This window comes from Oscillibacter sp. MSJ-31, assembly GCF_018918025.1.
Taxonomy (GTDB): Bacteria; Bacillota; Clostridia; order Oscillospirales; family Oscillospiraceae; genus Hominicoprocola.
In genome coordinates this window covers 27,192-51,567 of record NZ_JAHLPT010000017.1, presented here as the reverse complement: position 1 = coordinate 51,567, position 24,376 = coordinate 27,192, and the positions used below count along the sequence as shown (strand labels likewise).

General features: G+C 61.7%; 20 protein-coding genes and 2 pseudogenes. 14 read left to right on the top strand and 8 right to left on the bottom strand.

The window, feature by feature from the left end:
• Nucleotides 1-128: 128 nt before the first annotated feature.
• From KQI17_RS10530 to feoB, 4 genes and pseudogenes are all read left to right on the top strand, one after another.
• A pseudogene (locus tag KQI17_RS10530) lies at nucleotides 129-386 on the top strand (flavodoxin family protein); the annotation flags it as partial.
• 234 nt (nucleotides 387-620) lie between these two features.
• Entirely contained in the window at nucleotides 621-815 is a 195-nt protein-coding gene (locus tag KQI17_RS13685; protein ID WP_371821988.1) for a hypothetical protein, read from the top strand.
• 237 nt (nucleotides 816-1,052) lie between these two features.
• A complete protein-coding gene (locus KQI17_RS10520) occupies nucleotides 1,053-1,283 on the top strand; it encodes a FeoA family protein (protein ID WP_216496185.1) in 231 nt (76 codons plus the stop codon).
• On the top strand, nucleotides 1,280-3,268 hold the full coding sequence (gene feoB, locus KQI17_RS10515; RefSeq protein WP_216496183.1) for a ferrous iron transport protein B: 1,989 nt from the start codon (nucleotides 1,280-1,282) through the stop codon (nucleotides 3,266-3,268). The genes KQI17_RS10520 and feoB overlap by 4 nt, the downstream gene beginning before the upstream one ends.
• Nucleotides 3,269-3,437: 169 nt before the next feature.
• Here feoB and KQI17_RS13680 read toward each other — a convergent pair.
• Nucleotides 3,438-3,716 (bottom strand): annotated as a pseudogene (locus KQI17_RS13680) (MT-A70 family methyltransferase); the annotation flags it as partial.
• Here KQI17_RS13680 and KQI17_RS13675 point away from each other — a divergent pair.
• A complete protein-coding gene (locus KQI17_RS13675; protein ID WP_253285786.1) occupies nucleotides 3,717-4,103 on the top strand; it encodes a hypothetical protein in 387 nt (128 codons plus the stop codon).
• Between the two features lie 45 nt (nucleotides 4,104-4,148).
• Here the strand turns inward: KQI17_RS13675 and KQI17_RS10505 are convergent, their stop codons facing one another.
• The gene (locus KQI17_RS10505) at nucleotides 4,149-5,297 is read right to left on the bottom strand and encodes a DUF4317 domain-containing protein (protein WP_216496182.1); all 1,149 of its coding nucleotides are present in this window, start codon (nucleotides 5,295-5,297) and stop codon (nucleotides 4,149-4,151) included.
• 101 nt (nucleotides 5,298-5,398) lie between these two features.
• Here KQI17_RS10505 and KQI17_RS10500 point away from each other — a divergent pair, with 101 nt between their 5' ends.
• Together KQI17_RS10500 and KQI17_RS10495 are read left to right on the top strand one after the other, a co-directional pair.
• Nucleotides 5,399-5,785 carry a hypothetical protein gene (locus KQI17_RS10500; RefSeq protein ID WP_216496180.1) on the top strand — a complete coding sequence of 129 codons (387 nt, stop codon included), beginning with the start codon at nucleotides 5,399-5,401 and terminating at the stop codon, nucleotides 5,783-5,785.
• A gap of 177 nt (nucleotides 5,786-5,962) precedes the next feature.
• Nucleotides 5,963-7,483 carry a sodium/proline symporter gene (locus KQI17_RS10495; protein WP_216496178.1) on the top strand — a complete coding sequence of 507 codons (1,521 nt, stop codon included), beginning with the start codon at nucleotides 5,963-5,965 and terminating at the stop codon, nucleotides 7,481-7,483.
• A 74-nt stretch (nucleotides 7,484-7,557) separates the two neighbouring features.
• Here the strand turns inward: KQI17_RS10495 and KQI17_RS10490 are convergent, their stop codons facing one another.
• The 6 genes from KQI17_RS10490 to KQI17_RS10465 form a co-directional block, all read right to left on the bottom strand.
• Nucleotides 7,558-8,274, bottom strand: a complete 717-nt coding sequence (locus KQI17_RS10490; protein WP_216496177.1) for a M23 family metallopeptidase — start codon at nucleotides 8,272-8,274, stop codon at nucleotides 7,558-7,560.
• Nucleotides 8,275-8,414: 140 nt separating this feature from the next.
• A complete protein-coding gene (eno, locus tag KQI17_RS10485) occupies nucleotides 8,415-9,695 on the bottom strand; it encodes a phosphopyruvate hydratase (protein ID WP_216496175.1) in 1,281 nt (426 codons plus the stop codon).
• Between the two features lie 70 nt (nucleotides 9,696-9,765).
• Nucleotides 9,766-11,280 carry a 2,3-bisphosphoglycerate-independent phosphoglycerate mutase gene (gene gpmI, locus KQI17_RS10480; protein ID WP_216496174.1) on the bottom strand — a complete coding sequence of 505 codons (1,515 nt, stop codon included), beginning with the start codon at nucleotides 11,278-11,280 and terminating at the stop codon, nucleotides 9,766-9,768.
• An 18-nt stretch (nucleotides 11,281-11,298) separates the two neighbouring features.
• On the bottom strand, nucleotides 11,299-12,072 hold the full coding sequence (gene tpiA / locus KQI17_RS10475; RefSeq protein WP_022018917.1) for a triose-phosphate isomerase: 774 nt from the start codon (nucleotides 12,070-12,072) through the stop codon (nucleotides 11,299-11,301).
• A 172-nt stretch (nucleotides 12,073-12,244) separates the two neighbouring features.
• Nucleotides 12,245-13,513, bottom strand: coding sequence for a phosphoglycerate kinase (gene pgk, locus KQI17_RS10470; RefSeq protein WP_216496172.1), 1,269 nt, complete (start codon nucleotides 13,511-13,513; stop codon nucleotides 12,245-12,247).
• Between the two features lie 32 nt (nucleotides 13,514-13,545).
• A complete protein-coding gene (locus KQI17_RS10465) occupies nucleotides 13,546-14,043 on the bottom strand; it encodes a tRNA (cytidine(34)-2'-O)-methyltransferase (protein ID WP_216496170.1) in 498 nt (165 codons plus the stop codon).
• A 221-nt stretch (nucleotides 14,044-14,264) separates the two neighbouring features.
• On the opposite strand from KQI17_RS10465, the gene KQI17_RS10460 reads away from it, so the two are divergent.
• The 7 genes from KQI17_RS10460 to deoC all read left to right on the top strand — a co-directional run bounded on the left by KQI17_RS10460 (nucleotide 14,265) and on the right by deoC (nucleotide 24,376).
• Nucleotides 14,265-15,410 (top strand): DapH/DapD/GlmU-related protein, encoded by a 1,146-nt coding sequence (locus tag KQI17_RS10460; RefSeq protein ID WP_216496168.1) that lies wholly within the window; start codon nucleotides 14,265-14,267, stop codon nucleotides 15,408-15,410.
• A gap of 41 nt (nucleotides 15,411-15,451) precedes the next feature.
• Entirely contained in the window at nucleotides 15,452-16,420 is a 969-nt protein-coding gene (locus tag KQI17_RS10455; RefSeq protein ID WP_022018921.1) for a ribose-phosphate pyrophosphokinase, read from the top strand.
• Between the two features lie 56 nt (nucleotides 16,421-16,476).
• The gene (pth, locus tag KQI17_RS10450) at nucleotides 16,477-17,070 is read left to right on the top strand and encodes an aminoacyl-tRNA hydrolase (RefSeq protein ID WP_216496166.1); all 594 of its coding nucleotides are present in this window, start codon (nucleotides 16,477-16,479) and stop codon (nucleotides 17,068-17,070) included.
• Between the two features lie 194 nt (nucleotides 17,071-17,264).
• Nucleotides 17,265-20,792 carry a transcription-repair coupling factor gene (gene mfd / locus KQI17_RS10445; protein ID WP_216496164.1) on the top strand — a complete coding sequence of 1,176 codons (3,528 nt, stop codon included), beginning with the start codon at nucleotides 17,265-17,267 and terminating at the stop codon, nucleotides 20,790-20,792.
• 66 nt (nucleotides 20,793-20,858) lie between these two features.
• On the top strand, nucleotides 20,859-22,019 hold the full coding sequence (locus tag KQI17_RS10440) for a peptidylprolyl isomerase (RefSeq protein ID WP_216496163.1): 1,161 nt from the start codon (nucleotides 20,859-20,861) through the stop codon (nucleotides 22,017-22,019).
• Nucleotides 22,020-22,200: 181 nt separating this feature from the next.
• Nucleotides 22,201-23,460: an acetyl-CoA C-acetyltransferase gene (locus tag KQI17_RS10435; RefSeq protein WP_216496162.1), complete on the top strand. Its 1,260-nt coding sequence runs from the start codon at nucleotides 22,201-22,203 to the stop codon at nucleotides 23,458-23,460.
• Nucleotides 23,461-23,692: 232 nt separating this feature from the next.
• The gene (deoC, locus tag KQI17_RS10430) at nucleotides 23,693-24,376 is read left to right on the top strand and encodes a deoxyribose-phosphate aldolase (protein WP_216496160.1); all 684 of its coding nucleotides are present in this window, start codon (nucleotides 23,693-23,695) and stop codon (nucleotides 24,374-24,376) included.

The window sequence follows — 24,376 nt, the reverse complement described above, 5'->3', positions numbered from 1 at the left end:
AGATCTCCAATACTTTATTTGAGGCGGCCAGGCGATCCACTTTGCCGCCTCTGTTTTGCTATGCTCTTTTTCTGCCGATAACTTTTCTTTGAATTAGGACTTGACTTTTTAGCAGGTTTGGAACGGCGGGCTTTGGCGGCAGCGAGGCATATTTCCAGAAGATTCTCAATCATGTCAAGCAGTCTATCGATACAAGCAATTCCGTGGTCGGAGAATATATGTGTCAGGGCAAAATGCCGCCGTCTGTACGGGAACGCTACATGAAAATGAAGGTACAGCCGGAGCATCCGGAAAATATCGATGCGCTGATTGAGAACTTTGACCGAGCGCTCTCCCATCCGGATGGGAATGATTTAGAGAGACTTAGAAAGATAATTGTACGATAGCACCTCAACATGATCTGACAAAAGGCAGGCTGTCGCTCGGAACGGGCGGCGGCTTGCCCATCATTTCAATGCAGCTCAAATCCCACTGTTTTTAGTCCAGAATAGAAGGTTCACCACGACCTAATTCAGGTCATGGTGAACCTTCTTCATGCTTCCAAATGCTTCTTCCCTGCCACACACTCCAGAGCCTGACGAACACTTCCGTCGAGCGAAAAATGAAATTGGAGGTTTCGTATGAAAAGATTCCTGAGTATCCTGCTCGCTCTGGTCATGGAGCTTTCGCTCGTGGCCTGCGGCAACAAGACTACCCCCGACACACCCGACACCCCTGATACTCCTGACGATCAGGAGGAGGCGATTCACATCGGTATCGTGACCGGTTCCGTTTCTCAGTCTGAGGACGACCGCCGCGGCGCGGAAGCGTTCTAGGAGCTCTACGGCAAAGATAACGTCACCCTCGTGACCTATCCCGACAACTTCACCGAAGAGCTTGAGACCACCATTCAATGCATCGTCATCGAAGTTTACATCCACAATCAGCGTCCAGTTGATGCCGTTATATAAATCACCTCATATAACGAAAGGCATCTCCTCCGCAGCTGTATTGACAGGCCGCGGCGGGAATGTTACCATAAGCACATCAAAATCATTGGGAGAGAAAAATAGATGACACTTGATCAATTGAAGGTCGGTACGTCCGCCGTCATTACCGCCGTGGGCGGAGACGGAGCCTTGCGCTGCCGTCTGTTGGATATGGGGCTGATCCCGCACACCCGCGTGACGTTACAGAAGGTCGCGCCGATGGGCGATCCCATCGAGATCCGCGTGCGCGGCTACGAGCTGACGCTGCGCGTAGAGGAGGCACAAAAGATCGAAGTGGAGGGCGAGCTGAAATGATCTTTGCACTCGTCGGAAACCAGAACTGCGGCAAAACGACTCTCTTCAACGCCCTCACCGGCTCCAACCAGCACGTCGGCAACTTTCCCGGTGTCACGGTAGATCAGAAGATGGGCGAGATCACAGATGAAAAAGGCTGCGCCGTGGTGGATCTGCCCGGCATTTACTCCCTGCGGCCCTATACGCAGGAGGAGATCGTCTCCCGCGATTTTATCCTCAATCAGAAGCCGGACGGCATGATCAACATTGTGGACGCCACCAACATTGAGCGCAATTTGTACCTGACGCTTCAGCTGCTCGAGCTGCGGATACCGATGGTGCTGGCGCTGAACATGATGGATGAGGTCCGTTCCAACGGCGGCTCTATCGACGTGCAGAAGATGAGCGCTGCGCTCGGCATCCCTGTCATACCGATCGCAGCCGCAAAGGGCGAGGGCGTGAGCGAGCTGGTGGATCAGGCGATCGCCGTGGCTCGGAGCAAAACTCTGCCCAAGGTGACGGACTTCTGCGCGGATGATTCCGCCGTCCACCGCTGCATCCACGCCGTCACGCACCTGATCGCCGACCACGCCGACCGCATCGGTGTGCCGGCACGCTTCTGTGCAACAAAGCTGATCGAAGGCGGCGATGACCTCGCCGACCGTCTGGCGCTCGATCGGAACGAGCGCGAGCTGCTTGAGCATTGCATCGTGCAGATGGAGAGCGAAGCGGGACTTGACCGCAACGCAGCGCTTGCCGATATGCGCTACACCTTCATTGAAAGCGTTGTGGCATCGTCGGTGGTAAAGTGCCACGAGAGCCGGGAGCACGCCCGCTCGATGAAGATCGACCGGTTTCTTACCGGCCGGTATACGGCGCTCCCTGCCTTTCTTGCCGTTATGCTGCTGATATTCTACCTCACCTTTCATGTGATCGGGCAGCGGCTGTCCGACTGGCTTGCGGTCGGCATTGGCGCCCTTACCGCCGCGGTGGACCATGCCCTGACCGCATACGGCATTAACCCTGTGGTACATAGCCTCATCATCGACGGCATTTTTACGGGCGTAGGCAGCGTGCTGGTGTTCCTGCCCATCATCGTGACGCTCTTTTTCTTCCTCTCCATTCTGGAGGATACCGGCTACATGGCGCGCGTCGCATTTGTGATGGACAAGCCCCTGCGTAAGATCGGCCTGTCCGGCCGCAGCATCGTTCCCATGCTCATCGGCTTCGGCTGCTCCGTGCCGGCCATCATGGCGACGCGCACGGTATCGAGCGACCGCGACCGCAAGATGACCATCCTGCTCACGCCTTATATGAGCTGCTCGGCAAAGATCTCCATCTACGCGTTTTTTACCGCGGCGTTCTTCCCGACGCACCGTGCGCTCGTGATGATCTCTCTGTATCTGCTGGGCATTCTGATTGGGATCGTTGCCGCGCTTATCATGAACTGGAGCACATTCCGCGGGAAGCCGGTACCGTTTGTCATGGAGCTTCCCAATTACCGCTTGCCGAGCCTCAAGAGCGTTGCGCTTCTGCTGTGGGAAAAGGCCAAGGATTTTTTGCAGAGGGCCTTTACGGTGATTTTTCTGGCTACGATCATCATCTGGTTCCTGCAAAGCTTTGATATCAGGCTGAACGTGGTGGCCGACAGCGCCGACAGTCTTTTGGCCCTCATCGGCCGATGGATCGCGCCGGTGTTCGCGCCGCTGGGCTTTGCGGATTGGCACTGCGCGACCTCCCTGATTTCCGGCTTCATCGCAAAGGAATCCGTCGTCAGCACGCTGGAGGTCTTGCTGGGCGGGGCCCCGCTTTCTACAATGTTCACCAACCGCTCCGCCGCGAGCTTCCTGGTCTTTACGCTGCTGTATACTCCCTGCATCGCGGCGGTAGCCACGATCCGGCGGGAATTCGGCTCAACGCTGAAAACAATAGGCGTCGTGCTGATGCAGTGCTGTGTCGCATGGATCGCAGCATCCGTCGTCTACGCCTTGATCGGTATCTTATGATGGGTATAGACTGGATTCTATTCTTCTACAGTCTGAAACCGCTTCCATCTCCCATCTCACACACCTACATTGCCGCGCCACGTCATATAAATTCAGTAAGCGGACTTTAGAACGTCTCGCTTACATCCATGTTCTGATGCTTCCTTCATGCTTGCTATGGTGAGATGTGTTACGTTATCAGTTCCACATCATTGATGACCTCATTACCCCAAACGTCCCAGCCATCAGCTTTCTGACGGGCAAATAACTCAATGCGCGGCACATCCCCCATAAGTCTCTCGATTCGTTCCCTTACCTCATCTGGCTTTTTACTGCGTTCTTCCGCATGAGAAATAATGACCTGATGGACGTCCTTCGCTTGTCGCTTCGGATGGCCCCTAACAGCAAGTAAGCAAGTCTCCGCGTTGGCGCGTGTCCAATGTCCCATAGGCAAGCGAAAGAACAGCCCGTGCAGGAGACCCCGGCACCGATTGATCCTGACCCGCGTCCAAGGAATGACGTGCTGGTGTACCACGAACCTGTGCAAAGGGCGAGTGCAGCAGATGGTGCGGAAGAGAATACCGGCGAACCGACCAACAACACGCCGGAACAGAATGCCGATGTGCCGCCCGACAGCAGGGTGCCAAAAAGAGATGCGGTGTATCGCTCACCTACTCTTGGCGATTCGGTCATGCAGATGCTGCACCACATGGGCAGGATCTTCGAGGATAACAGCAAGGCTGACGGTACGCTCTATGGCCTGCGGATCGACCGCAAGCGCCACCGTGAGCTCCAGCGCAAACGCCTTGCCATGGGACACAAGCCCGACGATCATGAAGAGATATCGCATACATAGTGCAGAGCCGCGGCATCGGTGATGACCGGTGCTGCGGCTCTGTGATCAGCTATGCTCCTCGTTCGGAATGCTCACGCTCACGCCGTTGACCTCCACACCATCGTCGGCGGGAATGAGCAGGTACCTGCGCCCGCCGATCATGCGGGCCTCGATGAGATAGCTGTTCTCCGGCGCGACGGTGATCTTCACCTCCGGCGTGGTGATCTCGAACTTGCCCGTGCCGAGAATGTTCTTCGGGTTCAGCGCGGCATTCTCACCGTACTGCTTCTCGCACTCGCGGCGGAAGCTCTCGACCTTCTCCTCGCTCACGCCGCTCTCGGACAGGATGCCGCCGACGTCGCCGACCGTCAGCTCCAGCGGCGCGGGGTCGCGGCTCTCCTTATGCTCCTGAATGCGGCCGCGCAGCTGCTCGTGGACGGACTGCACCACATCGTAGCTGCAATCCTTTTCAAGCGTATCAGCGAGCGCGGTATCAAACACATTTTTCTGCTCAACGGCGGACATCGGCGGCTCGACGCGGAACACCGCGTCAATGACCTCCTCGTGGATGAGCTCGACGTTCTTGCTGTAGAAAAGCGCGTTGTAGATGTTCGCCGCGCGGTCGTCGAAGGCGGGGAAGAGGAAGCCCAGCTCGGGCGCAAGGGCAATATGTCCGGTGGAGCTTGGGTGGAAGAAATTCTCGTCGGTATCGTAGCGCAGCTCGAGCGTCGGTGCCTTCACAGGACAAATGGCGCAGATAAAATACTTGTAGACGTCGCCGGAGGCGTCCGCCTGCAGCTCGTCGTCCTTGCCGCGGTAAGGAACATCATAGGCGTCGGCGGCGAGGAGAATGAGGCAGTTCGTCTCGCCCATATTGAGAGATTCAATAATTTTGCGGCAGAGCGTTTCGCGGGCGTTCGCATCCTTGCACTCCGTCTGGCGCAGGGTTTGGAGCAGACGGTGCTCGTCGCTGTCCGCGACCTGCGTGGTGGAGAATTCGATGTCGATGAGGTTGCGCCCCAGCGTGCCGGAGAGCGTCTTTTTGAGCAGCCCCAGATACATCTCCTGCTCCTCCTGCCGCATGAGGCCGAGGGAAGCATCGATCCACGAGATGACCTCGCGGTTGGAGTTAACGTAGCAGCCGAAGATGCGGCTGAAGTTATTTTTATCGAGCCGGAAGCGCCGGCGTATTTCGTTGAGTTCTTTCTGGTTCATTTGCTTCTTCCTTCTCTCACAGAATATCACGGAGAGAAATTGTACCACAGCGTCCCTCGGGCGGCAAGAGGGACCACATCGATCCATACGGAGAAAAAAGAATGGCTAAATTTATCTATTTCACGCCGGAGGAAAAGGCGCGGGCGCAGAATACCGACCTGGTATCTCTGCTGCGTGCCCAGGGCGGTGGTTCGACCGTTCCAAGCGTGAGGGTAGCTATGCCATCCGCTTTGTCCAACGCTAAATACGGATGTGGTTTCAGGGACAAAACGGACGATGGCCGGTACCGTCTGCACGGGAGCCTCACACCCCTGCGGCTCTCGCAGATCGTCCCCATTGCCCTGCGGCGGTTCACGGCCTGTCAGGACCGCTTCACGCTCGGACTGCGGCTGGATGAGTGCAGCTTTAGCCCTGGCGTGCAGAAACGCAACAATTTTCCGGAACATCCCTTGACAAATCTCATCATTTGGCATTTAATATTAAATTGATATTGTCGTGAAAAGCTGTATGTTTATCTGCCGGCGGCTGCCGGCGGACGGATCATGGACCGACCGGGAGCACAAGAAGGGCACGACATTCGTTGTGCCCCTCTTGCTTTATTTTGCCTCGTGCGGCTTTTCCATAAGGTATCTGCCTCAAACAGAAAGACGGAAGGACAAAAGCTTATGAACTGGGAGATCACAACATTTATCGCGTACTTTGTTATCCTGCTCGGCGTGGCGCTGGTGTTCTACTTCAACGGCACGAACAAAAATTCGGAGGACTTCTTCCTCGGCGGACGCTCCATGGGCCCTTGGGTTACCGCCTTGTCCGCGCAGGCGTCCGATATGTCCGCGTGGCTGCTGATGGGCCTGCCCGGCTCGATCCTCGCCTTCGGCTTTGGCCAGATGTGGATCGGCATCGGCCTTGCCATCGGTACGGCGGCCAACTGGATCCTGTGCGCCAAGCGCCTTCGCACCTTCTCCAAGGCGGCGAACGATTCCATCACGCTCCCGCAGTACCTGACGAACCGCTTCGCGGTCGATTCCCGCGCGCTGCAGCTCGTGTGCGCGCTCATCTTCCTCTTTGCCTACACGATCTATGTGGCCTCCGCGCTGGTGGCGGGCACCTCCGTGTTTACCACGCTCTTCCCGGATATTTCCCCGAAGATCGCCATGTTCGCCTTCCTGCTCATCATTGTGGCCTACACCTTCTTCGGCGGCTTCGCCGCTGTGTGCTGGACGGATTTCTTCCAGGGCCTTCTGATGATGGCGGCGCTGATGCTGGTGCCTATCGTCGTCTATTTCGGCCACAGCGAGCTGCTTGATCCCACGGCACTGGAGACAGTCTATGAGTATACCGACGCTGCGACCGGCGCGGTGACGCAGTGCGCCTTCGGCGGCGGCATCTTCAACGCGAGCTGGCAGGACATTGTCAGCGGCCTCGGCTGGGGTCTCGGTTACTTCGGTATGCCGCATATCCTTGTGCGCTTCATGTCCATCGAGAAGCCCTCGATGATCAAGAAGTCCTCTATCGTGGCCATCATCTGGGTCGTCATTTCCCTCTTCTCCGCCGTTATGATCGCCTATTTCGGGCGCATGATCATGGGCGAGGAGCTGCTCACCCACGGCAACCAGAAGCTCGTTTTCATCGCCATGTCCCGCAAGTTCTTCCCGGCGGGCATCTGCGGTCTGCTGCTCGCAGCCATCATCGCCGCGTCCATCTCCACGGCGGATTCTCAGCTGCTCGTCGCCTCCAGCTCCTTCACGGCGGACCTCTATAAGCCCTTCTTCCGCAAGGGCGCGAGCGAGAAGGAAACGCTGCTCGTCGGCCGCGTGCTGGTGCTTGTCCTCTCCCTGATCGCCTTTGCCATCGCCAACTCCAAGGGCAGCGGCGCGCAGGCCATCATGGACATGGTGGAGAACGCCTGGGGCGCCTTCGGCGCGTCCTTCGGCCCCACCATCCTGCTCTCCCTCTTCTGGAAGCGCTTCAACTACAAGGGCGCGGTCGCGGGCGTGGTGTCCGGCTTCGTGGTGGATCTCGGCTGGCTGCTGAGCGGTCTCACCGCCTCGACGGGTGTGTATGAGATCGTTCCCGGCTTTATCGTCAGCTTCCTCGCGGCCTATCTCGTGGCGAGATTCACCGAGGCCCCGAACGCGGAGGCTGTTGCGATCTTTGAGGAGGCTACGAAGCCCGACGCGGACTGAGTGAAGCAATCAGCTGACGGCGTACCGATAAGCGAATATAAGAAAAGAGCCGATCCGTTGGATCGGCTCTTTTGTCAGGACTTGAGAAATTCCTGCGGGTCGATGATCTCGCCGTCCTTTGTGACGGAGAAGTGCAGGTGCGGCGACATGGAAGCCTCGGCGAGCGAGGTCACGCCGACCGCGCCGATGACCTGCCCGGCGGAGACGTACTGCTCCGGCGCGACGGTCGGGACGCTCTGAAGGTTGGAGTAGGTGGTCTCGTAGCCGCCGTCGTGCGCGATGACGACGGTGGTGCCCATCAGGTCGTCGTCCGCGACGGAGAGCACCGTGCCGGAGCTGGCGGCGAGCACCTGCGTGCCGGCGTCCGCCTTGATGTCGATGCCGTCGTGTGTGCGCCAGTCGGCGAGCGTTTCGCTGTAAGCGAGCTCGTCCATGCTGAAGGCGGCGACGGTCTCGCCGCTCAAGGGAGAGACAATGAGCCGCGGCGCGACGGGCGTGACCGGCTCGGTGACCTCCGGCTCCTTTTCCGGGACCGTGACCTCCACAACGGACTGCACCGGCTCGGCCGGCTCCTCCGGCTTGACCTCGGGAACGTCCGGGGTGACCGGCTCCGCGGTGATGGGAGTCGTGACCGGCGGCTTGGTCACATTGGTCGGTGTTTTGTCAGCGGAAGAGGGAAGCAGCATCCAATAGCCCGCGACGGCGAGTGCCGTCAATCCGAGGAACAGGGCTATGTATAAGCCCGTCCCGGTCAGGGAATGCCGCGCGGCGCGGCGTTTCGGTTCATTCATAAGCGTGTCCTTTCTGCCCGCGTGGCGGGCGCTGCGAAATAGAAGAGGCTCTGACGGTATTGTGCGCCGTCGGAGCCTTTTCTAAACCATATTTCTCGGGAAATTTTAAGGCAATAACGCTTTCATTGTGCTGGGTTGCCTTAAGGCAATACCGTAAAGGCCGCGCGGCCCGCATAGCGGGCGTTCCCGCCGAGCGCCTGTTCAATGGCGAGCAGACGGTTGTACTTTGCCGTGCGCTCGCCGCGGCAGGGAGCACCGGCCTTGATCTGCGTGCAGCCGAGCGCGACCGCGAGGTCGGCGATGGTGCTGTCCTCCGTTTCGCCGGAGCGGTGGGATAGGACCGCCGCCCAGCCCGCGGCCTGCGCCGCGCGGACGGCCTCGACGGTCTCCGTGAGCGTGCCGATCTGATTCGGCTTGATGAGCACGGTGTTGGCAAGCCTCTGCTCCACCCCGCGGGCGATGCGCGCGGGGTTCGTGACAAAGAGGTCGTCGCCGACGAGCTGCACCCTTTCACCAAGGGAACCGCTCAGCGCCTGCCAGCCCGCTTCGTCGTCCTCGCCCATGCCGTCCTCGAGCGAGAGGAGCGGATAGCGCCGCGCAAGCTCCTGCCAATAGGCCGGTAGCTCCTCGCGTGTGAGGATTTTGCCGCTTTTCGGCAGCCGGTAGCGGTCGGAGCCTGCGTCGTACCACGCGGAAACGGCGGCGTCGAGCGCGAGGTACACGTCCGCGCCGGGGCGATAGCCCGCCGCCTCAATGGCGCGGCAGAGCAGGTCGAGCGCCTCCTCGTGGCTTGCAAGCGAGGGGGCGTAGCCGCCCTCGTCGCCCACACCGCAATGACCGACAAGCGAGCCGAGCGCGTGGTAAATTTCCGCGCCCATGCGCAGCGCGTCGCGGAAGGTGTCCGCGCCGACGGGGACGAGCATGAACTCCTGAATGTCGAGCGAGTTGCCCGCGTGTGCGCCGCCGTTGAGCACGTTCATCAGCGGAACAGGGAGCGTGCAGGCGTTCTGACCGCCGAGATACCGCCAGAGAGGCTGTCCCTCGCTCGCCGCCGCGGCGCGGGCCGCCGCGAGCGAGACGGAGAGGATGGCGTTTGCGCCGAGCCTCGATTTGTTTTCCGTGCCGTCCAGCTCGCGCATGGCCTGGTCGAGCGGGCCCTGTTGCCGCGCGTCGAAGCCCCGCAGCAGCTCGAATATCTCGTTGTTGACATGCGCCTGCGCGTGCAGGACGCCCTTGCCGCCGTAGCGCGCACGGTCGCCGTCGCGCAGCTCGACGGCCTCGTGCGCGCCGGTCGAGGCGCCGGACGGCACGGCGGCGACGCCGAGCGAGCCGTCCTCCAGCCTTACCTGCGTTTCCAGCGTGGGGTTGCCGCGGGAATCCAGGATCTCGCGAGCGTGAATGTGTACGATGGAGCGGTTCATCGCATGACCTCCTGAAAAATAAAAAATCAGCCATACCGAAGTATGGCTGATTTTGAGAAGACTTATGCGCTCAGCGGAGGATAAGGCTCTGACCGTCCATCTCCTCGGGCTTTTCGAGCCCCATCACGTCGAGAATGGTGGGGGCGATGTCGGCAAGGCGGCCCTCGCGCAGCTCGTTGCCCGCGCCGCAGAGGATAAAGGGCACGGGATTCGTGGTGTGCGCGGTCATGGGACTCACGCCGTCGCTTTGCAGCATCTGCTCGGCGTTGCCGTGGTCGGCGGTGATCATGGCGATGCCGCCCATCTTGAGCGTCGCGTCCACGACCCTGCCGACGCACTCGTCCACGGTCTCGACGGCCTTGACGGCGGCGTCGTAGTTGCCGGTGTGACCGACCATGTCGCAGTTGGCGAAGTTGAGGATGATGACGTCATACGCGCCGGACTCGATGCGCTCGACGCACTTTTCCGTGACCTCGTAGGCGCTCATCTCGGGCTGGAGGTCGTAGGTCGCGACCTTGGGAGAGGCGACGAGCACACGGTCCTCGCCGGGGTAGGGCGCTTCAACGCCGCCATTGAAGAAGAACGTGACATGGGCGTACTTCTCGGTCTCCGCGATGCGCAGCTGCGTCAGGCCGAGCTTGCTGAGGTATTCGCCGAGGCCGTTATGGATCGTGATGCGCGGGAACGCGACGAGCACGTTCGGCATCGTGGCGTCGTACTCGGTGTTGCAGACGTAGGTGACGGGGAAATACTCGCGCTGGAAGCCGTCGAACGCGGGATCGACGAACGCACGGGTGATCTCGCGGGCGCGGTCGGGGCGGTAGTTGAAGAAGATGATGGCGTCGTTGTCGGAGATGGTGCCCTCCTTGTCGCAGACGACGGGCTCCACAAATTCATCGGTCACGCCGTTCTGATAGGATTCCCGGATGGCGGCGACGGGATCCGGGTTCTGGATGCCCTCGCCGTAGACCATCGCGTCGTAGGCGCGCTCAAGACGGTCCCAGCGTTTGTCGCGGTCCATGGCGTAGTAGCGGCCCATGACGGTCGCGATCTTGCCGACGCCGAGCTCGGCGCACTTTTTCTGCGCCTCGGCGACGAAGTCCGCGCCGGAGGTGGGGGAGACGTCGCGCCCGTCGAGGAAGCAGTGCAGGTACACGCGCTTGAGGCCCTTGATGCCGGCCATCTTCAAAAGCGCCCAAACGTGCTCCACGGTGGAGTGTACGCCGCCGTTGGAGAGCAGTCCGTAGAGGTGCAGCGCCGTGCCCTTTTCCAGACAGGCGTCCATCGCGGCGTTGTAGGCGGGATTTTCAAAGAAGGTGCCGTCCTCAATGGCGCGGGAGATGCGCGGCAGGTCCTGAAAGACCACGCGGCCGCCGCCGATGTTGGTGTGGCCGACCTCGCTGTTGCCCATCTGACCGGCGGGCAGGCCCACGTCTAAACCGGAGGCGGAGAGCTGCGTATGCGCGTACTCGCCGTTCAGACGGTCAAGCACAGGCGTGTTCGCACCGCGCACGGCGTTGCCCTTGACCTCATCGCTCAGACCGAAGCCGTCCATAATGATAAGGGTGGTGGGGGTTTTATTCATCGCAAGGACTCCTTTCGCTCAGCCCTGATTGGCTGCGTTGACGATGTCCATGAACTTGCCGGCGTCGAGGGACGCGCCGCCGATCAGACCGCCGTCAATGTCCTCGTGGCCGAGCAGCTCGGCAGCGTTGGCGGGATTCATCGAGCCGCCGTACTGAATGGTGACGGAGCGGGCGATGCGTGCGCCGTACATGGCGCGGATGGTGGCGCGGATGAAGCCGCAGACCTCGGCGGCCTGCTCGCCGGTGGCGGTCTTGCCGGTGCCGATGGCCCAGATGGGCTCGTAGGCGATGACGCAGCGGCGGATATTCTCCGCGGCCACGCCCGCGAGCGCGGACTTGACCTGCAGGGCGATAAGCTCCATCGTCACGCCCATCTCGCGCTGGTCAAGGCTCTCGCCCACGCAGATGATGGGGTTGAGCCCGGCGTTCAGCGCGGCGTGGACCTTCTTGTTGACGATGGCGTCGGTCTCGCCGAACATGGCGCGGCGCTCGCTGTGGCCGACGATGACGTACTTCACACCGAGGTCGCACAGCATGGCGGCGCTGACCTCGCCGGTGTAAGCGCCGTGATCCTCATAGAAAAGATTCTGTGCGCCGACGGCCACGCGGCTGTCCTTAAAGGCGCGCACGGCGGCGGAAATATCCACGCTCGGCACGCACACGACCACGTCGCACCACTTGGTCTTGGGCAGCAGAGCCTTGAAATCGTCCGCGAACTTTTTGGCCTCGGTGGCGGTCTTGTTCATTTTCCAGTTTCCGGCAATGATGGTTTTGCGATATCTGCGATTCATGGTAAATGCTCTCCTAAATATATAAAATGTTTTCTGAAAACCTTACTTATCCAGCAGGCAGGCGACGCCCGGCAGCATCCCCCGTGGGGATGCCCCTGATCGGAACACGCGCTGACGCGCGGCTCCCTGCGCCGGCGCTCGGTCGCGTCGCTGCGCGGGCAGAACGATGTTATTACTTATCCAGCAGGCAGGCGACGCCCGGCAGCTCCTTGCCCTCCAGGAACTCAAGCGACGCGCCGCCGCCGGTGGAGATGTGCGTGATCTTGTCGGCGAAGCCGAGCTGCTCGGCGGCCGCCGCGCTGTCGCCGCCGCCGATGATGGTCACGGCGCCGCTCTCGGCGAGCGCCTTGGCCATGGCCTTAGTGCCGTTGGCAAAGGCGGGGAACTCGAAAACGCCCATGGGGCCGTTCCAGACGATGGTACCCGCGCCGCGCGTCGCCGCGCAGAAAAGCTCAATGGTCTTGGGACCGATGTCCATGCCCATCATGTCGGCGGGAATGTGCATCGCGTCCACCACGACCGGCTCGGCGTCGGCGGCGAACTCCTTCGCCGCCACGGTATCCACCGGCAGCAGGAGCTTGACGCCCTTTGCCTTGGCCTTCTCGATCATCTCGAGCGCGTAGGCGCACTTGTCCTCCTCGAGCAGAGACTTGCCGATCTCGCCGCCCTGCGCCTTGGCGAAGGTGTAGGCCATGCCGCCGCCGATGATGACGGTGTCGGCCTTTTCGAGCAGATTGTTGATAACGGCGATCTTATCGCTGACCTTTGCGCCGCCGAGCACCGCGACGAACGGGCGCGTGGGATCGTCGAGCGCCTTGCCCATGACCTCCAGCTCCTTGGCGACCAGCAGGCCGGAGACGGCGGGCAGGTACGCCGCCACGCCAGCGGTGGAGGCGTGCGCGCGGTGGACGGAGCCAAAGGCGTCGGAAACGTAGACCTCGGCCATGGAGGCAAGCTCCTTGGCAAGCGCCGAATCGTTCTTGGTTTCGCCCTTTTCAAAGCGGGTGTTCTCGAGCAGCATGATCTCGCCGCCGCGGAGCGCCGCGGCCTTGGCCTTGGCGTCGGGACCGACGACGTCATGCGCGAAGATGACCGGCTTGCCGAGAAGCTCGGAAAGACGCTCGGCGACAGGAGCAAGGGTGAGCTTCTTTAAGGACTTCTGCCACTTCTCCTCCGTCAGCTCGGCGGGGTCCTTGCCCTTTTCCGCCTGCTTCTTCACCCATTTTTCAAAGCTCGGCTCGGGCTTGCCGAGGTGCGAGCAGGCGATGACCGCCGCGCCCTGCCCGAGCAGGTAGCGGATGGTCGGCAGAGCGGCGACGATGCGCTTATCCGAGGTGATCGCGCCGGTGGCCTTGTCCTGGGGGACGTTGAAGTCGCAGCGCAGCAGGACCTTCTTGCCCGCCACGTCGATGTCGTACACAGTTTTCTTGTTGTAGTTCATGATGACGCTCCTTCTATGTGAATGTTTACGGATCAGTCCGGTTGCTCCGCCATCTCGCCGGTGCCCTTGAGCCCGGGGAAGCCGAGCTGCTTGAGAGCCTCGTAGGTCAGAATGGCGACGGAATTGCTCAGGTTCAGGCTGCGCGCCTCGGCGCGCATGGGAAGGCGGATGCAGCGTTCATAATGCGCCAGACGGAAGTCCTCGGGCAGGCCGGCGGTCTCCTTGCCGAAGAAGAGCCAGCAGCCGTCGTGAAATTCCGCCTCGCAGTAGTCCTGCGGCGCCTTGGTCGTGGCGAGCCAGCAGTCCGCGGCGGCCTCGGGGTGCTGTTCAAAGAGGTTGGCGAGGTTTTCGTAGGTGCTGACCTCGACCAGATGCCAGTAGTCCAGCCCCGCGCGCTTGACGGCGCGGTCGGAAATGTCGAAGCCGAGCGGCTTGACGAGGTGCAGCCGCGAACCGGTTGCGGCGCAGGTGCGCGCGATGTTGCCGCAATTCTGCGGGATCTCCGGCTCAACGAGTACGATATGGAGCATGGAGCATCCCACCTTTTCCGAAAGTCTGCTTATTATACCTCTTAAAGTTTACGAAATCAACCATAAAACTCACTTTCTTTAACATTATTTTGCGCATTGCATGAATTCATGCAGAGCATGAAAAACTTTTTGGGAAAATTGCAGGAAAAGGTGGATTTTTCAAAAAGGTTTGGTATAATACAGATAAAAATAGAAGTGGACGCAAAGGAGGAGACTATCCGATGGACCAGAAGATCGCCGTGCTTTTCATGCCGGACAACATCGCCTGTACCGAAGAGAAGACGCCGCTGATGCTGCAGCCCATTTTGTTCTGCCCCGTCCTGACGTGGATGTGCGCGGAGCTGTGCGGGCGCGGCATTGAGCGGCTTTTTATTGTCTCCGACGTCTCCGCGCAGGAGCGGATGAAGCCTTATCTGCCCAAGGACGCGGACGTCACCTTTGTTGACGGCGCGAAGCACGCGGAGGAGCTTTTGAAGCTTCTTGAGGGCGAAACGGGCAGCATTCTGATCGTCAACGGCGTGGTGCTGCCGGTGGGCGTGTTCTCCGGCGGCGCGGTGTATTCCGCTCCGGCGGACGCCTGCTGCGACGTGCTGCGCGAGCACGGCGCATTTGCCGCGTTCCCCAAGGGCTGTGAGATCTCCAAGGGCTTCCTGCCGGTGGGCGACACCGAGGAGCTGCGCGCCGCGCAGCCGATGTGCCGCCAGAAGATCATGGAAAAGCATCTGGCGAACGGCGTGATCGTCATGGACACGAACAGCGTCTACATCGACCCGCGCGTGAAGATCGGTGCGGGAACGACGCTCCTGCCCGGGACCATCCTGCGCGGCGAGACGGTCATCGGCGAGCACTGCACGATCGGCCCGAACGCCATGGTGCGCGACTGCACCGTGGGCGACTTTACGGAGATCAACGCCTCGCAGACGAACGAGAGCACCATCGGCAGCCATACGACCGTGGGACCGTTTGCCTATGTGCGGCCCAATTCGACCATCGGCGACCACGTCAAGGTCGGCGACTTTGTGGAGATCAAGAACTCCGTCATCGGTAACGGCACGAAGATCTCGCACCTCACCTACGTCGGCGACAGCGACTGCGGCGAGCGCGTGAATTTCGGCTGCGGTACGGTCACGACGAATTACGACGGCTTCAGGAAATACCGCTGCACCATCGGGGACGACAGCTTCATCGGCTGCAACACCAATCTGGTCGCGCCGGTCAAGGTGGGCGAGGGCAGCTACATCGCCGCCGGCTCCACCATCACGGACGATGTGCCCGCCGACGCGCTGGCGCTCGCCCGCACGAAGCAGACGGTCAAGGAGGGGTGGGCGGCCCGCCGCCGCGCCCTGCTCGGCAAGAAGGAAAAGTAAAAACTTTTACATAAAAAAATTACCAAGGGAGAGTGGAAACAATGATTTCTCACGGCAAGGACATCAAGATCTTCACCGGCAACGCCAACCCCAAGCTCGCAGCGGACATCTGCAAGATCATCGGCACCAAGCTCGGCGAGAGCGAGGTCAAGAGCTTCGCAGACGGCGAGGCCTCCGTCTCTCTGTATGAGACCGTGCGCGGCAGCGACGTGTTCCTCATCCAGTCCACCTGCAAGCCCGTCAACGACAGTCTCATGGAGCTGCTCATCATGGTCGACGCGTGCCGCCGCGCCAGCGCGGGCCGCATCACCGCGGTCATGCCCTACTTCGGCTATGCCCGTCAGGACCGCAAGGCCAAGAGCCGCGATCCCATCTCCGCCAAGCTCGTTGCCAATATGCTCGTCGCCGCGGGCGTTGACCGCGTGCTGACCATGGACCTGCACGCCAACCAGATCCAGGGCTTCTTCGATATTCCGGTGGATAACCTGTTCGGCAACCCCATCTTCGTTGATTACTACGCCAAGAAGTTCGGCGCGCATTGCGAGGATATGGTCGTCGTCAGCCCCGACGTCGGCTCCGTTGCCCGCGCCCGCACCTTTGCCCAGAAGCTGCACATGAACCTTGCCATCGTCGATAAGCGCCGCCAGAAGGCCAACCAGTGCGAGGTCATGAATGTTATCGGCGATGTCGAGGGCAAGGAGTGCATCCTCTTCGACGATATGGTCGATACCGCCGGCTCCCTCTGCAACGCCGCCAAGGCGGTCGTTGAAGTCGGCGGCGCGAAGAAGGTCTACGCCTGCGCGAGCCACGGCGTTCTCTCCGGTCCCGCGCTTGAGCGCCTTGAGGCGAGCTGCATCGAGGAGCTGGCCCTGCTCGATACCATTCCCGCTCCCGTCGGCGAAGCGGAGTTGGCCAAGGCCCGCATCAAGTACCTGACCGTCGCGCCCATGTTCGCCGAGGCGATCGAGCGCACCTATCAGGAGATCTCCATCGCAAAGCTGTTCAACTAAGGGCATTTCAAAAAGAGCGGCGGAAGGCCGCTCTTTTTTATACGAGGGTTATCGTCATGTTTTTTGGAAAGAAAGTCACCGGTCCCGCGGAGTGGCTGCTCGTCTGTCTGGGGAACTACGGCAAGCAGTATGAGAACACGCGCCACAACATCGGCTTCATGGCCGCCGAGCGGCTCATTGACAAGCAGGGCCTGCGCTGCAACCGCCTGCGCTTCCGCGCGCTGACGGAGCTGATCGAATTCGGCGGGGCGCGCGTGCTGCTGATGATGCCGCAGACCTATATGAACCTCTCCGGCGAGGCGGTGGGCGAGGCGGCGCGGTTCTATAAGATCCCGAGCGACCATGTGCTCGTTATCTACGATGACGTTTCGCTGCCGCTCGGCAAGCTGCGCATCCGCGACAAGGGCTCCGCCGGCGGACACAACGGCATCAAGAACATCATCGCCCACCTCGGCACCGATGTGTTCCCGCGCGTGAAGGTCGGCGTCGGCGCGCCGAGCCATCCGGACTATGACATGGTGGACTGGGTGATCGGCAGCTTCTCCGCGCAGGAGAAGAAGATCGTGGACGAGGCGCTCGACCGCGCGCTCGACGCGGCGGAGTGCATCATCTCCCGCGGCGTGACCGAGGCGCAGAACCGCTTCAACTGAGAGAACGCTGCCTGCGCGAAAAGTTTATCATTCGTTCATTTACTTTTCTCCTCCGGCGTAGTATACTGCCGGAGGAGAAGTTCTTTTCGGACATCTCAGGAGAACATGGAAAACGATGTGTGTGGGTACAGACCGTCCGACCGGGGACGATCTGCGCCCTTTTGCGCGTTGCGGCGAAAAAGGAGGGGACATTCATGCAGGAGCTGAACCGGCAAATGATGGCGCTGCCGGAGCTGCGGGAGCTGGAGGAGATCATCCGCTTCGGCACGGGACCGGCGGCGGTCAGCGGCGTGAGCGGCGTACACCGCGCGATGCTCGGCGCGGCGCTGCGGCAGGAGACCAAGCGTCCCCTCGCCGTCCTCTGCGCCGACGAGCAGGAGGCGCGGCGCATGGCCGCGGATCTCGCCGCCCTGACAGGGGAGGAGTGCGTGATGCTCTTTGCCCGCGAATGGCAGCTGCGCGACCGCGTTTCCGCCTCCCACAGCTTTGAGCAGGAGCGGCTGGACGCGCTGTGCCGCATGGCGTTCGGCAGGACGGGCATCGTCGTGGCGACGGTGGACGGCATGATGCAGCGCACGCTGCCGCCGACGGCGCTGCGCGACGCGGTGCTCACGCTCCGGCTCGGGGAGGAGCACGACCTACGCGCACTCGCCGAGCGCCTGACCGCCGCGGGCTATGTCCGCTGCGAGCAGGTCGAGGGCGCGGGACAGTTCGCCGTGCGCGGCGGCATTTTAGACGTCTATTCCCCGATGAGCGCACCGGTGCGCGTCGAATTTTTTGATACCGAGATCGACGCGATGGGCGAGTTTGACGTCGCCACGCAGCGCCGCACGAAAAACCTTGAGGAACTGACCGTTCTGCCCGCCGCCGAGGTGCTGCCCTTTGCCGCCGAGGGCGGACGGGACGCGATGCTCGCGCGTATGGAGCACGCCGCGGCGCAGCTGGCAAAAAAGGAGACCACGGAAAAGACCGCCGCAGCAATCCGCGCGGATATGGACCGCCTGCGTGAGGGCCTGCCGCTCGGCGGCATGGACCGCTACCTTGCCGCCGCCTACCCGACCGCCGTCTGTGCGGCGGACTACCTGCCGGAGGGGAGCATCGTGCTCGTCTGCGAGGGCAGCCGCGTCATGGAGCGCGCGAAGGGCTGCGCCTTTGAATGGGGCGAGGACCTGAAGATCCTGCTGGAGGAGGGCGCGCTCGCGGGGCAGTTCGCCTCGCTCACGGTCGAGCTTGAGGACCTGGCGCGGCGGCTGCGGGGCAGCTTCTCGCTGCTTTTGTGCGACAGCCTGCCGACCTCGCGCTATCTGGCCCCGCCGCGGGCGATGCTCAGCATCAACGCGCGGCAGCTGCCGTCCTACGGCGGCAGCCTTGAGACCGCCGCCGCGGACATGGAGCACTATCTTGCCGCGGGCAGCGGCGTGCTGGTGCTCTGCGGCAACGAAACGCGCGCGAGGAATTTTCACCGCCTTCTGGAGGAGCGCGGCGTGCGCGCACGGCTCGATCTCTCCGATCAGACGCTGCCCGCCGCGGGCGAGACCGTCATCGGCCTCGGCGCGCTGAGCGCGGGCTGCGAATACCCGCAGCTCCGCCTTGTCATTCTGACCGAGGGGCAGCTTCTTGCGCCGGTCAGCGGCAAAGCGCCGCGCGCGGTGCGGCAGAAAAAGGATTCGAGCCGTCAGAAGCTCCGCTCCTACACCGACCTGACGCCGGGCGACCTCGTCGTTCACCAGCGCCACGGCATCGGCCGCTTTGTCGGCATGGAGCGCATCCGCGTGGACGGCGCGGACAAGGATTATATCAAGATCGCCTACGCCGGCAGCGACAGCCTGTACGTTCCCGCGACGCAGCTCGATATGGTGTCGAAGTACATCGGCAGCCACGGCGGCGGGGAGGAGGGCGAGCACGTCAAGCTGAACAAGCTCGGCGGCACGGACTGGACGAAGGCCAAATCCCGCGCCAAGGCCGCGGCGAAGGATCTTGCCAAGGGGCTCATCAAGCTCTACGCCGAGCGGCAGCGCCGCCCCGGCTTCGCCTTTTCACCGGACTCCACCTGGCAGCGCGAGTTTGAGGACGCCTTCGACTATGAGGAGACGGACGATCAGCTCCGCGCCATCGCGGAGATCAAGAGCGACATGGAGCGCTCGCGCCCGATGGATCGCCTGCTCTGCGGCGATGTGGGCTACGGCAAAACGGAGGTCGCGCTGCGCGCGGTGATGAAATGCGTGCTCGACGGCAAGCAGGCGGCGATCCTGGTGCCGACCACCGTGCTGGCGCAGCAGCATTACGCCACCGCCATCAACCGCTTCCGCAGCTTTCCGGTGACGATCGAGGTGCTCTCGCGCTTCAAGACGCCGGCGCAGAAGAAAAAGATTTTGCAAAGCGCGGCGGAGGGGAAGATCGATCTGCTCATCGGCACGCACGCGCTGCTGCAAAAGGGACTGCACTTCAAGGACCTCGGATTGCTCGTCATCGACGAGGAGCAGCGCTTCGGCGTGACGCACAAGGAAAAGCTCAAGGAGCTGTCCAAGCAGGTGGATACGCTCACGCTCTCCGCCACGCCCATTCCGCGCACGCTGAACATGGCGCTGTCGGGCATCCGCGATATGTCTACCATCGAGATGCCGCCGCAGGACCGCCAGCCGGTGCAGACCTATGTGCTCGAGCATGACTGGGGCGTGATCGCCGAAGCCATCCGACGCGAGCTTTCGCGCGGCGGGCAAGTCTACTACCTGCACAACCGCGTGGAGACCATCGACCGCTGCGCCGCGCAGCTCAAAAAGCTCCTCGGCGAGGAGGTCAGCATTGCGGTCGCACACGGCAAGCTGGACGAAAAGGGTCTGAGTCATGTGATGCAGCAGTTCTCTGACGGTGAGGCGCAGATCCTCGTCTGCACGACCATCATCGAGACGGGCATCGACATTCCGAACGTCAACACCCTCATCATTGAGGACGCGGACCGGCTGGGCCTCGCCCAGCTCCACCAGATCCGCGGGCGCATCGGCCGCAGCGCGCGCCGCGCCTACGCCTATATGACCTACCGCCCGGGCAAGATCCTCACCGAGGTCGCCGCCAAGCGCCTGACCGCCATCCGCGAATACGCGGAGTTCGGTTCGGGCTTCCGCATCGCGATGCGCGACCTCGAGATCCGCGGCGCGGGCAACCTGCTCGGCCCCGAGCAGTCGGGCTACATGATGAGCGTGGGCTACGATATGTACCTGCAGCTTTTGGAGGAGGCCGTGCTCGAGGAGCGCGGCGAGAAGAAGGCGAGCCGCACGGACTGCTCGGCGGACCTGACCGTTTCGGCCAACCTGCCGGAGAGCTACATTCCCTCTCCCGAGCAACGCATGGATATTTACCGCCGCATCGCGGCGGTGCGCACGCGCGAGGAATCGCAGGACCTGCTCGACGAGCTGCTTGACCGCTACGGCGAGCCGCCGGCGAGCACGCTCGCTCTGCTCGACGTCGCCATGCTGCGCGGTGAGGCGTGCGCGGCGGGCATCCGCGACATTTCCCAGCGCGGCGATACGATCACCTTTACCTTCGGCGGCGAGATGCCGGTCGAGGCGGTGATGCGCGTTTGCGCGATGGGGAAGAACAAGCGCCGGCTGACGCTCTCCGCCGGCATCGAGCCGAAGCTCGCGCTGCGGCTCGAGGGGGGCGAGAAGCCGCTTCCTGCAGCGCTCGAGCTGGTCGAGAGCATCGCGCCCGCAGAGGGCGCCTGAACCCGCAGCGCCACGCCCTGCGGCGGGGTGCGATACCACAAAACTCAGAAGAAAGAGGAAACAAAGATGAAACGTATTTTGGCTGCGGCGCTTTCGCTGGCGCTGCTTGTCTCGCTGGCCGCCTGCGGCGGCAAGGACCGCTTTGACGCGGGCAAGGTCGAGGAGGGCGTCTGCTATCAGCTGACCGGCATCGCTCCCGACGCCGTTGCAATGAGGGTGGACGGCATCGATGTGCCGATGGATATGTATTTCTATAACCTCTGCTATGCCGCCTCCTACATGGAAAGCTACATGAATACGTACGGCATGGACCTTGACTGGAGCATGGAGCTGCAGGAGGGCGAAACGGTGCTTGACGTGACGAAGGACAGCATTTTAGAGAACACGAAGAGCTTTGCCGTCATCGAGAAGCTGGCGCAGGAGAACAACATTATCCTTGACGAAGCTGCGCTCAGCGAGCTGGAGACCGAACGTGCGGAGACCGTCGAGAGCCTCGGCGGCGAGGAGAGCTACCGCGCCGAGCTCGCCAAGCTGGGTCTGAGCGAGGAGACCTATGACCGGATGTGCCGCTCGGACTACCTCTACAGTGCGCTCGAGGAGCTGGCGGCGACCGAGGGCAGCAGCCTTTACGCCACCGACGAGCAGCTGATCGCCTATGCCGCCGAGCAGGGCTACATGACCGCCGACCACATCCTGCTGCTCACGCGCGATATGTCCACCTATCAGGAGCTGGACGACGAGACCAAGGTGGAGAAGAAGGCGCTGGCGGAGGAGCTCAAGGCCAAGCTGGACGCTTACACGGGCGACGATCTGATCGGCTACTTCACCGAGCTTGCCGACGAGTACAGCGAGGACTCCGGCCGCGCGGGCAACCCTGAGGGCTATACCTTCGGCTCCGGCCAGATGGTCGAGGAGTTTGAGAGTGCCGCCGCCGCGCTCGGCGAGGGCGAGGTCAGCGAGATCGTGGAGAGCTACTACGGCTACCACATCATTCTCCGCAAGCCGCTCGATGAGGCGAAGGCTGTGGACGCGGTGCGCGAGACCTATTTCAGCGGTCTGCTCGAAAGCCGCATCGAGGACGCCGCGGTGGAGATGAACCCGGCGGTCGAGGCGCTGGATCTCGTCGATATTTATGATGCCTTTTCGCTGCTGATGGACACCGACGCGGACGGCGATACGGCAGGCGACACCGCGACGGAAAACGGGCAGGAAGCAGCCGAAAGCTGAGAAAGACGCAGGAAATGCTGCAAAACTGTTAATTATTTAACAAAATGCAGGAAAGGCGTCAATTTTTGCGCGGGAAAATGAAATTTTGCAGTTGATTTTTCATGCGCGCCTGTTGTATAATCAAAACGAAAATGATCCCCTCTGCGGAATACCAAAATTTTTATGAAAAAGGAGATATCCCATGAAAGAACTCTATGTCGTGAATTGCTGCCGTACCGCGGTCGGCTCCTTTGGCGGTTCCCTGAAGAATACCCCCGCCGCCGAGCTGGGCGCCATCGTTGTCAAGGAAGCCCTCAAGCGTGCTAACGTCGCTCCCGAGAACGTCGATGAGCTGATGTTCGGCTGCATCCTGACCTCCGGCCTCGGTCAGAACGTCGCCCGTCAGGTCGGCGTGGGCGCGGGCCTGCCCTACTCCGTTCCCGCCTACACCGTCGGCATGGTCTGCGGCTCCGGCATGAAGTCCGTCATCGAGGCCGGCCGCGCCATCCTCGCCGGCGACGCCGACATCATCGTCTGCGGCGGCACCGAGAACATGAGCGCCGCTCCCTATGCCTCTACCGACGCCCGCTGGGGCGCCCGCATGGGCGACAAGAAGCTCGTCGACACCATGATCAAGGACGGCCTGTGGGATGCGTTCAACAACTACCACATGGGCACCACCGCCGAGAACATCTGCGACGTTTGGGGCATCACCCGCGAGGAGCTTGACGCCTTCGGCGCTGCCTCCCAGCAGAAGACCGAGGCCGCGCAGGCTTCCGGCCGCTTTGATGCCGAGATCGTTCCCGTTCCCGTCAAGGTCAAGAAGGAGATCGTCGAGTTCAAGAAGGATGAGTTCCCCCGCGCCGGCTCCACGCCCGAGGGCCTTGCCAAGCTCAAGGGCGCGTTCCCGGTCGGTCCCGAGGGCGTTGAGGACCAGGTCGTCCACACCTTCCAGCCCACCGAGATCCATGAGGCGGATACCCGCAAGCACGTTCAGCGCGTGACCGCCGGCAACGCCTCCGGCATCAACGACGGCGCTGCCGCCATCGTTCTCGCCTCCGGCGAGGCCGTCAAGAAGTATAACCTCAAGCCCATGGCGAAGCTCATCGGCTGGGGCCAGGGCGGCGTCGATCCCAAGATCATGGGCGTCGGTCCCGTTCCCGCCTCCCGTCAGGCCATGGCCAAGGCCGGCGTGACCATCGACGACATCGACCTCGTTGAGGCCAACGAAGCCTTCGCCGCGCAGTCCATCGCCGTCGCGCGTGAGCTGCACTTCGACATGAGCAAGGTCAACGTCAACGGCGGCGCCATCTCCATCGGCCACCCCGTCGGCTGCTCCGGCGCGCGCATCATCGTCACCCTCCTGCACGAGATGCTCAAGCGCCCCGAGGCCAAGAAGGGTCTTGCCACCCTCTGCATCGGCGGCGGCCAGGGCGTTGCCACCGTGTTCGAGAAGTGCTGAGAAGCGTCTGCCGATTTCTGAAAATGAAAAGGGGACCTCTTTTGAGGTCTCCTTTTTCTTCTGCGCCCATAAGGGCCGCCTTCTCATCTCGCTGCACCGTGCGGCCCGACACACGCGGTCATGTGACCGAATGCGGCGCGCTTGCTTTTTTGCAGTCGCTGTGCTACACTGATAAACAGAAAATCATTCCCCTTTGCGGAATCTATTTTTCTTGGAAAGGATACCATATACTATGGATGTGAAAGAAATTCTCCGTCACGTTGACCATACACTGCTCGCCCCCACCGCCACCTGGGAGGAGATCCGCCAGATCTGCGACGACGGCATCAAGTACGGCTGCGCGAGCGTCTGCATCCCGCAGACCTACGTCGCCCATGCCGCGCACTACATCGCCGAGCAGCAGCACTACGGCTTCGGTCAGCTGCCCGTGTGCACGGTCATCGGCTTCCCCAACGGCTACGTTCCCAGCGGCATCAAGTGCATGGAGGCCGAGTCCGCCGTTGCCGACGGCGCGACCGAGATCGACATGGTCATCAACCTCGGCTGGGTCAAGGAAGGCCAGTACGATAAAATTTTGCAGGAGATCAATTCCGTGAAGATCTCCTGCCACGGCAACATCCTCAAGGTCATCATCGAGACCTGCATGCTCACGGACGAGGAGAAGATCAAGCTCTGCGAGGTCGTGTCCAACTCCGCGGCGGACTATATCAAGACCTCCACCGGCTTCGGCGGGGGCGGCGCGACGCGCGAGGACGTAGCGCTCATGGCGGCGCACATGACGAACGGCAAGAAGATCAAGGCCGCCGGCGGCATCGCCAATCTGCAGGACGCCGAGGACTTCCTCAAGCTCGGCGCGGACCGCCTCGGCACCTCCCGCATCGTTAAGGCCGCAAAGGCCATGGAGAAAGGAGAATAA